The 9,218-nt window shown below is 74.0% G+C and carries 14 protein-coding genes; 8 read left to right on the top strand and 6 right to left on the bottom strand.

Annotated features, from left to right (window positions below; translation table 11 throughout):
• The coding region (locus tag AE652_RS24140) for a helix-turn-helix transcriptional regulator (protein ID WP_159028544.1) at positions 1–739 on the bottom strand (739 nt) is incomplete at its 3' end.
• A gap of 66 nt (positions 740–805) precedes the next feature.
• Here AE652_RS24140 and AE652_RS24135 point away from each other — a divergent pair.
• The 3 genes from AE652_RS24135 to AE652_RS24125 are packed head-to-tail and all read left to right on the top strand — an operon-like array spanning position 806 to position 1,430.
• A complete protein-coding gene (locus AE652_RS24135; protein ID WP_053112222.1) occupies positions 806–1,054 on the top strand; it encodes an ATP-binding protein in 249 nt (82 codons plus the stop codon).
• Positions 1,051–1,254 carry a hypothetical protein gene (locus AE652_RS24130; RefSeq protein WP_049654952.1) on the top strand — a complete coding sequence of 68 codons (204 nt, stop codon included), beginning with the start codon at positions 1,051–1,053 and terminating at the stop codon, positions 1,252–1,254. The genes AE652_RS24135 and AE652_RS24130 overlap by 4 nt, the downstream gene beginning before the upstream one ends.
• Positions 1,251–1,430 carry a hypothetical protein gene (locus AE652_RS24125; protein ID WP_049654949.1) on the top strand — a complete coding sequence of 60 codons (180 nt, stop codon included), beginning with the start codon at positions 1,251–1,253 and terminating at the stop codon, positions 1,428–1,430. Before AE652_RS24130 ends, AE652_RS24125 begins: the two co-directional genes overlap by 4 nt.
• 70 nt (positions 1,431–1,500) lie before the next feature.
• Here the strand turns inward: AE652_RS24125 and AE652_RS24120 are convergent, their stop codons facing one another.
• Positions 1,501–1,983, bottom strand: coding sequence for an SRPBCC family protein (locus AE652_RS24120; RefSeq protein WP_049654946.1), 483 nt, complete (start codon positions 1,981–1,983; stop codon positions 1,501–1,503).
• Positions 1,984–2,048: 65 nt separating this feature from the next.
• Between AE652_RS24120 and AE652_RS24115 the strand changes: the two genes are divergently transcribed.
• From AE652_RS24115 to AE652_RS24105, 3 genes are all read left to right on the top strand, one after another.
• Positions 2,049–2,639 carry a TetR/AcrR family transcriptional regulator gene (locus AE652_RS24115; RefSeq protein ID WP_049654943.1) on the top strand — a complete coding sequence of 197 codons (591 nt, stop codon included), beginning with the start codon at positions 2,049–2,051 and terminating at the stop codon, positions 2,637–2,639.
• Positions 2,640–2,648: 9 nt separating this feature from the next.
• Positions 2,649–3,269 (top strand): SUMF1/EgtB/PvdO family nonheme iron enzyme, encoded by a 621-nt coding sequence (locus AE652_RS24110; protein WP_049654941.1) that lies wholly within the window; start codon positions 2,649–2,651, stop codon positions 3,267–3,269.
• A gap of 124 nt (positions 3,270–3,393) precedes the next feature.
• Positions 3,394–3,915 (top strand): GNAT family N-acetyltransferase, encoded by a 522-nt coding sequence (locus AE652_RS24105; protein WP_049654938.1) that lies wholly within the window; start codon positions 3,394–3,396, stop codon positions 3,913–3,915.
• Positions 3,916–3,945: 30 nt separating this feature from the next.
• Here AE652_RS24105 and AE652_RS24100 read toward each other — a convergent pair whose 3' ends face one another.
• Positions 3,946–4,869 carry a phosphotransferase family protein gene (locus tag AE652_RS24100; protein WP_049654935.1) on the bottom strand — a complete coding sequence of 308 codons (924 nt, stop codon included), beginning with the start codon at positions 4,867–4,869 and terminating at the stop codon, positions 3,946–3,948.
• A gap of 81 nt (positions 4,870–4,950) precedes the next feature.
• Positions 4,951–5,499 carry a redox-sensitive transcriptional activator SoxR gene (gene soxR, locus AE652_RS24095; RefSeq protein ID WP_049654933.1) on the bottom strand — a complete coding sequence of 183 codons (549 nt, stop codon included), beginning with the start codon at positions 5,497–5,499 and terminating at the stop codon, positions 4,951–4,953.
• 57 nt (positions 5,500–5,556) lie between these two features.
• On the opposite strand from soxR, the gene AE652_RS24090 reads away from it, so the two are divergent.
• Positions 5,557–6,270 carry a thiamine pyrophosphate-dependent enzyme gene (locus AE652_RS24090; RefSeq protein ID WP_049654931.1) on the top strand — a complete coding sequence of 238 codons (714 nt, stop codon included), beginning with the start codon at positions 5,557–5,559 and terminating at the stop codon, positions 6,268–6,270.
• A 64-nt stretch (positions 6,271–6,334) separates the two neighbouring features.
• On the top strand, positions 6,335–7,228 hold the full coding sequence (locus AE652_RS24085) for a transketolase family protein (protein ID WP_049654926.1): 894 nt from the start codon (positions 6,335–6,337) through the stop codon (positions 7,226–7,228).
• Positions 7,229–7,259: 31 nt separating this feature from the next.
• Here AE652_RS24085 and treZ read toward each other — a convergent pair whose 3' ends face one another.
• Together treZ and AE652_RS24075 are read right to left on the bottom strand one after the other, a co-directional pair.
• Positions 7,260–8,993: a malto-oligosyltrehalose trehalohydrolase gene (treZ, locus tag AE652_RS24080; RefSeq protein ID WP_049654925.1), complete on the bottom strand. Its 1,734-nt coding sequence runs from the start codon at positions 8,991–8,993 to the stop codon at positions 7,260–7,262.
• Positions 8,993–9,218, bottom strand: a 226-nt coding sequence (locus tag AE652_RS24075; protein ID WP_049654923.1) for a hypothetical protein, incomplete at its 5' end; no start/stop codon positions are given. The genes treZ and AE652_RS24075, both read right to left, overlap by 1 nt.

Raw genomic sequence — 9,218 nt, 5'->3', positions numbered from 1 at the left:
CCGGATCCTCCACCCAGTCGCTGCTGAGCATTCCGCTGAGCAGGACCAGGTCGAGATCGCGCTGTCGAAACTCCAGGAGCGCGAACGGCCCGGTCATTCCGGGGTGCGGCGGAGCCATGGCCGGCATGATCTGGACCTTGATGTTGGGGAGTTGGCTGAACTGGAGCAGCTTGTCCAACTGGTCGGCCATCACGCCCGGGGCGGCGCTCATCGTCAGGGCCGATTCATGGATCACGGCCCACAGCTTCAGCGGGTTCTCGGACCGGGTGAGGACGGACTGCCTGTTGATCCGGACTTCGACGCGCTCTTCGATGCTGGGCTTGTTTATCACGCCGCTGGCGATGATGGCGTGGGCGTAGTGGCGGGTCTGCAGGAGTCCGGGGATGTAAGCGGACTGGTAGGACTTGTTGCCGACGGCCGTCTCTTCGAGGCGGATCAGATCCGTGTAGAGCGGGTTCAGCTGCTCGTAGCCGGCCATCCAGCCGGGCCGGCGCTTGTCCCGAAGAATCTCGACCAGGACCTCCTTGAGCTCCGGGTCGCACTCGTAGAAGTCGAGCAGCGCCCGGACGACGTCGGGCTTCAGCTGGACCCGGGCGTTCTCGTACCTGCTGAGCTTCACCAGGTTGACGCCGTCGACCTTGCTGGCCACCTCTTCGGCCGACAGGTTCTTCAGCTCGCGGAGCCTCCTCAGCTCGGCGGCGATGCGTCGATACCGCATAGCTGGCACTGCGACTGCCATCTACGTAACCTCTCCAGGACGCTCAGCTACCAGTGTGCATGCGAGTGGTGACGGTTCGCCATCATCGTGACCAACGCCCTTCTGTACGGGACGCCGCCCGGGCACCGCATCTACCTCGTGCTCGACGTCGACTCCACCCGCCTTCGGGTCGAGGTGCACGACGCCATGCGCGACCGGCCGCCCGTCCTCGTCGCGCCCGGCCTCCATGTCGAGGCCGGGCGCGGTCTGCACCTCGTCAAGTCCATCGCCAAGTCGTGGGGTTGCAGCCCGCGTGAGCCGATCGGCAAGATCATCTGGTGCGAGGTGGCCGCATGAGGGCCGATCACGACATCGCGATCCGCCGCGTCCCGATGCCCCGCTTCGAGTACTGGCGGCTGGAGCGCCGCCTCACCGGCCCCTGTGCCGAGCGGGACGCCATCCGAGACCTCGCCGAAAGTCCGGTGGTCGTCATCCCGGTCGGCGACCGCGAGGTGCGGATCCGCTGGGCGAACTCGCCCACCGGGGAGCCCTTGTGATCGACCGCATCCTGGGCTGGTGGTTCCTGCGCTGCTCCCGCACGCGCCTCGCCCGGCTCCTCCGTTCCGAACGGCGGCGTCTCGAAGCGGAGTTGGCGTACTGGCTGCCCGAGGCCTCGGCCACCGTCCGGCGGTGGATCCTGGCGGCGATCGAGGCTGAGCGGTCGCCTCGGTAGCCCGTGTCCCTGCGTGCTCGTGGCCGTTCGGGCTGTGAATGGCCCGGCTGATCCCCCCGGCCTTCGCCGGTCAGTGGGGGATCAGGCGGTGCAGGAGGCGGACGTACGGGCTCCAGTGGGCGGGGTGGGGGACGGTGCCGCCGACTGCCCGTACCGCCCGGTCGAGGCAGTCCTCCAGGAGGGCGTCGTGCAGCCAGCGGAAGGCGAGGGGCCAGGCGAGCAGGGCCGGGCCGTGCAGGCGCATGGCGATGGTGTGGCGGAGGACGGTGGTGTCGCCCGCCGGGTGGACGGTGAACTCGTGGTGGCCGTCGAAGCCGCGCGGGCCGTCGAAGCGGAAGCGCACCCGCTGGCCCGGTGCGTGGTCGGAGACGGTGTAGCGGACCGGGCCGTGGCCGCCGGTGGCGCCGGGGGCGAGCGGGCGGTCGAACCGCATCCGGGGCCAGCGCGGGCCCGGCCAGAGCCGGTCGTCCGGGCTCGCGAGGCTGTCGATGAGGGCGCCGACGGTCTCCGCCGGTGCCGGGACGGTGCGTTCGTGGATGTTGAGCACGGCCATGCCGGGGCTCCCCTCCTGGTTTTGGATGATCCCCTCCAATTGAATTGGAGAGTACTCTCTACTACATGCCCAGGCCACCCCGCCATGATGAATCCGCCCTCCTCGACGCCGCCGTACGGCTCGCGGCCGCCGGTGGGCCGGCCGCCGTCACGATGTCCGCCGTCGCCCGGGAGAGCGGCGCGCCCAACGGGTCCGTCTACCACCGCTTTCCCCAACGCGCCGCCCTGCTGGCCGAGTTGTGGCTGCGGACGGTCGAGGAATTCCAGGACGGCTGCCTGCCCGCCATCGACGCGCACGAGGAGCCGCACCTCGCGGCGGGCGCGCTCGCCCGGCAGGTCGTCGCCTGGTGCCGGGCCCACCGGGAGCGGGCCGTCGTCCTGCTGCACGGCCCGGAGGCCTTCGGTCGGGCGGAGTGGTCCGAGGAGCAGCGGCTGCGCGACCGGCAGGGCGGCCTCCGGGTGCGGGAGGCCCTGGCCGGGCTGGCCGGGCGGCTCGGCGCCGCCACGCCGCTGGACCTCGACCGGGTCACCCTGGCCGTCACCGGTTTGCCGCTCGCCGTCGTCCGCGGCCCCCTGCACGCCGGTGCGCCGCTGCCGCCGCACGCGGAGGAGCTGGCCGAGCAGTCCGCGATCGCCCTGCTGCGGGGCGCCGCCTAGGATCGGTGGATGATCACCGTTCCGGCCGGCCGCGTCACCCTCTCCGACCGTCGTACCCAGCGCAGTTGGGCCGTCGACGTGGCCGCGTACGAGCTGGCGGCCTGTCCGGTGACCCGCGAGCAGTACGAGGGGGCGGGCGGCGACCGGCGGCCCGCGCACAGCGTCTCCTGGTTCGACGCCGTCCACTACTGCAACGAGCTCTCCCGGCGCGAAGGCCTCGCCCCCGCCTACCGGGTGGACGGCGAGGAGGTCTCCTGGGACCGTGCCGCCGGCGGCTACCGGCTGCCCACCGAGGCCGAGTGGGAGCACGCCTGCCGCGCCGGTACGGACGGCCCGCGCTACGGCCCGCTGGACGAGATCGCCTGGCACCGCGGCACCTCGGACGAGCGGCCGCGCCCGGTGGGTGAACTGCTCCCGAACGCCTACGGGTTGTACGACCTGCTCGGCAACGTCTGGGAGTGGTGCTGGGAGCGCTACGACCCCGAGGTATACGGCGACTACCGCGTCCTGCGCGGCGGCGGCTGGTTCGACGAGCACTGGAGCTGCCGCGCCTCCGTCCGCCGCCGCAGCCACCCGACCCTGCGGATCGACGACGTCGGATTCCGGCTCGCCCGCTCGATCGTCCTGTGAAGGCGGCGCCGACGTCGTGCCCGGCGCGGTGAATCGCGAGGCGATGGGACGGACGCGGGGCAGGCGCGCGGAATTTCCGACGGAATGAGGAACCGGTGCCACCGGATCCTGCGTTGACGCCGACATGAGCGAAGAAAGCGTCACCCTGCGCCCGATGGTCGAGGCCGACCTCGGCGCCCTCGAGGAGCTGGTGAACGATCCGCAGGCGCTGGGTGAATTCCAGTGGTACGGCTGGCGGGACCCGCAGCGGCACCGTCGTCGCTGGGCGGCGAGCGGGCTGCTGGAGGACGAGCAGGTGATGCTCGCGGTCGTCGTCGACGGCGGGTTCGGCGGCTTCGTCGCCGCCAACCGCAGCGGGGTGCGGCCGTCCGCGCCGTACTGGAGCCTGGGTGTGCAGCTGGTGCCGGGGGCGCGCGGACGGGGGATCGGCACCCGGGCCCAACGGCTGCGGGTGGACTACCTGTTCGCGCACTCGCCGGTGATGCGGCTGGAGGCGGACACCGAGGCGGGCAACCTGGCGGAGCAGCGCGTGCTGGAGAAGCTCGGCTTCACCCGGGAGGGCGTGCAGCGCGCGGTGACCTTCCGTGGCGGCGAGTGGCGCGACGTCGTCCGGTACAGCCTGCTGCGCACCGACCCGCGTCCCTGACACGCGCCGCAAAGCGTCCGCAAAACGTCCCTAGGAAACCCCGAACCACTCCTCGGCGAGGGCGTCCAGCGTCCGCGCCGAGGGCTTCAACTCCCGGAGGTACCACGGCAGGTTGCTGTAGACGTGGAGCAGCGTGTACGCCATCAGCAGGCGCGGGTCGACGGCGCGGCCGTAGGCGTCCAGCAGGTGGCCGAGCAGGTGCGGGTCGGCCCGGGTGGTGAAGAGGCCGACGGCGACCAGGTCGTAGGCCGGGTCGCCGATCATCGCGGGCTCGAAGTCGAGCAGGCCGGTGAGGCGCCAGTCGTCGGCCGGGTCGGTGAGCAGGTGCTCGCGCATGAACTCGGTGTGCAGCAGCGCGCGCCCGGGGGCGGTGGGGAGCGGGGCGGCGGCGAGGAAGTCCGGGATCTGCTCCAGCCACTCCTCGGTCAGCCCGCGCTCGCGCTGGCGGTCCACCGCGCCCGCCCGTTGGCGCGCGAGGAAGGCCGGCCAGTCGCCGGGCCCGAGGGTGTCGGCGAGCGGTTCGGGGTCGAGGGCGTGCAGGGCGGCGAGCGCCTCGCCGCAGCGGCGGGCGATCCGTTCGCGGTCGGGCCGCGGGATGCGCGGCCAGGCCGGGGCGAGGCCCTGCCCAGGCAGCCGGGACATCAGGAGGTAGCGCCAGCCGTTGGCGTCCTCGCCGGCCTGGTGGAGGGACGGGGTGGGGATCGGCAGGGCGCCGTCCAACCGGGTGAGCACGCGCTCCTCGACGATGCCGTCCCGGGCGCCGGCCGCCGGGAACAGCTTGAGCACGAGCGCGTCGCCGACCGCGTACACCGGGACGGAGCCCTCCGGGAAGCGCTCCAGGGGCAGGCCGGCGAGGCCCAGCCGGGCGCAGAGCGCCTCCGCGCCGGGGCGCATCACCGTCTCGTCGGGGACGACCGCGTCCCACTCCTCGTCCGTCAGCACCAAGGGCAGCACGGCGGCACCGTAAGCAGGCGGGCACCCGCAGCGCAAAGGCTTTTTAGCGCCCGCTCCGGCGGCCAGTGTCGGCTCCGGCGGTCAGCGCCCGCTCCGGCGGGTGCCGCAGGTCTCGACGGCCGGCGGGACCGGCTCGGGCCCGGTGTCCGGGTCGCGGGTGAGTAGGTAGCGGGCGCCGGGGCCGGCCTCGCCGGCGCGGTCGGCGGCGTTGTAGAGGGCGCAGCGGGTCAGCGAGAGGCAGCCGCAGCCGATGCAGCCGGTGAGCTTGGCCTTCAGCCGCTCCAGTTCGGCGATCTGCTCGTCGATTCGGCTCTGCCAGGACCCGGCGACCCGGTCCCACTCGGTGCCGCTGGGGGCCGGGCGTTCGGGGAGGCGGTCGAGGGCGACCCGGGCCTCGTCCAGGGAGAGGCCGACCCGCTGGGCGGCGCGGATGAAGGCGATCCGGCGCAGCGTGCCGCGGGTGTAGCGGCGCTGGCCGCCGGTGGTGCGGGTGGCCTGGATCAGGTCGAGGCTCTCGTAGTAGCGCAGCGCGGAGGGGGCGAGGCCGCTGCGGTCGGCGAGTTGGCCGATGGTGAGCAGGTCGGAGTGGTGCGGGCCGGGGGTCCGACGGCCGTCGGAATGGGCGGTCATGGGAGCCCACTGTAACCGCTTGACCTCAAGCTGGCTTTAAGTTGCACCATCGTGGTCATGACGACGAACGCGACTGCGGGCACCGCCACCGGGGCCCGGTTCGAGGACCTTTCGGCCCTGATGGGCCTGATGACCGGCGACGAGAAGCACGGCCCCGCCGCCACCTCCACGCTGGACGCGCTCTGGGTGCTGTACGACCGGGTGCTGCGGGTCACCCCCGCCACCGCCGAGGCCCAGGACCGGGACCGCTTCCTGCTCTCCAAGGGCCACGGCCCGATGGCCTACTACGCGGTGCTGGCGGCCAAGGGCTTCATCTCCCCGGAGGTGCTGCCGAGCTTCGGCGGCTACGACTCGCCGCTCGGCCACCACCCGGACCGCACGCTGGTCCCCGGCGTGGAGATCGCCTCCGGCTCGCTCGGGCACGGCCTGCCGCTGGCCGTCGGCACCGCGCTCGGGCTGCGGGCGCAGGGCCTGACCGACCCGGCGGTGTGGGTGCTGGTCGGCGACGCGGAGTTCGACGAGGGCTCCAACGCCGAGGCGGTGGCCTTCGCCGGGGCGTACGGACTGGACCGGCTGCACGTGGTGGTGATCGACAACTCCTCGGCCACGCACGGCTGGCAGGGCGGCCTCGCCCAGCGGTTCGCGGCCGAGGGCTGGTCGACCGCGACGGTGGACGGCCGCGACCACGAGGCGCTGCACCGCGCCTACACCGCCGAGCACCCGGGCCGCCCGCACGTGGTGGTCGCCCGGGTCGAGCCCAAGGACTCCTGAGCGGGCGGCCCGCCCCCGCCGGACCCGACCACCGACCACCCCCGCAACGAAAGGCACTTCACCGATGGACACCATGCGCGACCGCTTCGTGGACGTCACCACCCGCCTGCTGGACGAGGACCCCCGGCTGGCCGTGGTGCTCGCCGACATCACCGCGGCCGCCTTCGCCCCGGCCCAGGAGCGCCACCCCGACCGGGTCGTCAACGTCGGCATCCGCGAGCAGCTGCTGGTCGGCGCGGCCGGCGGCCTGGCCCTCACCGGGATGCGCCCGATCGCCCACACCTTCGCCAGCTTCCTGATCGAGCGGCCCTTCGAGCAGGTCAAGCTGGACCTCGTCCACCAGGGCGTCGGCGCCGTGCTGGTGAGCGCGGCGGGCTCGTACGACTGGCCGGCCGGCGGCCGTACCCACATGTCCCCGGGCGACGTCGCCCTGCTGGACACCCTGCCGGACTGGACGGTCCACGTCCCCGGCCACCCGGACGAGGCCGAGCGGCTGCTGCGCCACGCCTACGCGGACGGCGACCGCAACGTCTACGTGCGGCTCTCGGGGCACCAGAACGCGGCCGCGGTGCCGGTCGAGCCGGGCCGCTTCGCCACCGTCCGGACGGGCTCGCGCGGCGTGGTGCTCGCCGTCGGGCCGATGCTGGACGCGGTGCTCGCGGCCACCGGGGGCCTGGACGTCACCGTGCTGTACGCGGCGACGGTGCGCCCCTTCGACGCCGCCGGGCTGCGCGCGGCGCTGGGCGACCGGGCGGACGTGGTGCTGGTCGAGCCGTACCTGGCGGGCACCTCCGCCAACGAGGCGCACGCGGCGCTCGCCGACCGCCCGCACCGGGTGCTGGGCCTGGGCGTGCCGCGCGAGGAGCACCGGCACTACGGCTCGATCGAGGAGCACCTGGCCGCCTACGGCCTGGACGCCCCGTCGCTGCGGGAGCGGATCGGCACCTTCCTCTGGTAGCCGGCCGGGTGAGCCGGTCGGGTCCGACGGCTCAGGTCAGCACGATCGCCACCGCGTCCGCCGCCACCCGCACCGCCGTCCCCTCCAGTTCCGCCGCCCCGAAGGCCGCGACCACCTCGCGCCCGGCGGCCCCCAGCGGCAGTGCGGCCTCCCGCGGCCCGAGGTTGACGGCGATCCGGTACGGCCCCCGGTGCACCACCAGCAGGCCCGCCGCCTCGTCGTACGTCGCCCGCACCGCGCCGAGGTCGGGGTCGGACAGTTCCGGCCGCTCGCGCCGCAGCCGGATCAACTGCCGGTACCAGGCCAGGAGTTCGCTGTGCGGGGCGCGCCGGAGCTCGGTCCAGTCGAGGACCGAGCGCAGTACGGTGGCGGGTTCCTGCGGGTCGGGGACGGCCTCGGCGGCCCAGCCGTGCTCGGCGAACTCCCGCCGCCGGCCCTGTCGGACGGCCTCGGCGAGGTCCGGGTCGGTGTGGTCGGTGAAGTACTGCCAGGGGGTGGCGGCGCCCCACTCCTCGCCCATGAAGAGCATCGGGGTGAACGGCGAGGTGAGCACCAGGGCCGCGCCGCAGGCGAGCCGACCGGGGGAGAGGCCGGCCGAGACGCGGTCGCCGAGCGCCCGGTTGCCGATCTGGTCGTGGGTCTGGAGGTAGCCGAGCAGCCGGTGGCCCGCGTCGAGCGGGGTGAACGGGCGCCCGTGGGTGCGGCCGCGGAAGGAGGACCAGGTGCCGTCGTGGAAGAACCCCCGGGTGAGCGTCCGGGCGAGGGCGGCGAGCGGCTCGCGGGCGAAGTCCCGGTAGTAGCCGTGGGATTCGCCGGTGAGCGCGCAGTGCAGGGCGTGGTGGAAGTCGTCGCTCCACTGGGCGGTGAGGCCCTGCCCGCCCGCCTCGCGCGGGGTGGTGGTGGCCGGGGTGTTGCGGTCGGACTCGGCGACCAGGAACAGCGGCCGGTTGGTGGCGGCCGCCAACGTCCCGACCTCGGTGGAGAGTTCCTCCAGGAAGTGGACGGCCCGGTCGTCCGCGAGGGCGTGCACGGCGTCCAGCCGCAGCCCGTCGATCCGGTAGTCGCGCAGCCAGGCCAGCGCGCTGCCGATCAGGTAGGCGCGCACCTCGTCCGAGCCGGGCGCGTCCAGGTTGACCGCCGCGCCCCACGGGGTGTGGTGCCGGTCGGTGAAGTACGGCCCGTACGCGGGAAGGTAGTTGCCCGACGGGCCGAGGTGGTTGTGGACGACGTCCAGCACCACCCCGAGGCCCTTGCGGTGGGCGGCGTCGACGAAGCGCTTGAGCCCCTCGGGCCCGCCGTAGGGCTCGTGGACGGCCCAGAGCGAGACCCCGTCGTAGCCCCAGCCGTGCTTGCCGGGGAACGGGCAGACCGGCATCAGCTCGACGAAGTCCACCCCCAACTCGACCAGGTGGTCCAGGTGTTCGGCGGCGGCCTCGAAGGTGCCGCGGGGGGTGAAGGTGCCCACGTGCAGCTCGTACAGCACCGCGCCGGGCAGTGCCCGGCCGTGCCAGCCGGTCCGCGACCAGCGGAACCCGGCGTGGTCCACGGCGCGGCTGGGCCCGTCCGGGCCGTACGGCTGCCGGGCCGAGCGCGGGTCGGGCAGCGGCGGGCCGTCGTCCAGCCGGAAGGCGTAGTCGCCCGCCGGGGCCTCGCCGGACCACCAGCCGTCCCGGTCCGGGCAGCGGGCCAACTCGTGTGCCGTACCGTCGACTTCGACCCGCACCCGGGTGGCGGCGCGGGGCGCCCACACCTGGTAGACCGGCATCAGCCCCTCCTCGTCAGCAGCGCCACCGGCAGCGCCGTCAGCAGCTCCGCGACCGGCACCGCGCCCGCCGGGAAGCCCCGCCCGGTCAGCTCGTCCGTCCACGGCCCGCCCGCCGGCAGCTCCAGCACGGTGTCGCGCCAGCCGCCGGCCCGCTCCAGCCCGTACGGCAGCCGGGTGACGGCGGTGACCACGTCCGCGCCCCGGGCGAAGGCCAGCAGGTGGTCG

The organism is Kitasatospora sp. MY 5-36, assembly GCF_001182915.1.
GTDB lineage: Bacteria > Actinomycetota > Actinomycetes > Streptomycetales > Streptomycetaceae > Kitasatospora.
Note: the sequence above shows the minus strand (reverse complement) of the source record. Positions and strands in the feature narration are given on the sequence as shown.

What these genes read in the sequence shown, in the direction of transcription:
- AE652_RS24130 (WP_049654952.1), top strand. Translation starts at nt 1,051, where the DNA reads ATGAGGGCCGATCACGACATCGCGATCCGCCGCGTCCCGATGCCCCGC.
- AE652_RS24105 (WP_049654938.1), top strand. Translation starts at nt 3,394, where the DNA reads ATGAGCGAAGAAAGCGTCACCCTGCGCCCGATGGTCGAGGCCGACCTC.
- treZ (WP_049654925.1), bottom strand. Translation starts at nt 8,993, where the DNA reads ATGCCGGTCTACCAGGTGTGGGCGCCCCGCGCCGCCACCCGGGTGCGG.
- AE652_RS24115 (WP_049654943.1), top strand. Translation starts at nt 2,049, where the DNA reads ATGCCCAGGCCACCCCGCCATGATGAATCCGCCCTCCTCGACGCCGCC.
- AE652_RS24120 (WP_049654946.1), bottom strand. Translation starts at nt 1,983, where the DNA reads ATGGCCGTGCTCAACATCCACGAACGCACCGTCCCGGCACCGGCGGAG.
- AE652_RS24085 (WP_049654926.1), top strand. Translation starts at nt 6,335, where the DNA reads ATGGACACCATGCGCGACCGCTTCGTGGACGTCACCACCCGCCTGCTG.
- AE652_RS24110 (WP_049654941.1), top strand. Translation starts at nt 2,649, where the DNA reads ATGATCACCGTTCCGGCCGGCCGCGTCACCCTCTCCGACCGTCGTACC.
- soxR (WP_049654933.1), bottom strand. Translation starts at nt 5,499, where the DNA reads ATGACCGCCCATTCCGACGGCCGTCGGACCCCCGGCCCGCACCACTCC.
- AE652_RS24090 (WP_049654931.1), top strand. Translation starts at nt 5,557, where the DNA reads ATGACGACGAACGCGACTGCGGGCACCGCCACCGGGGCCCGGTTCGAG.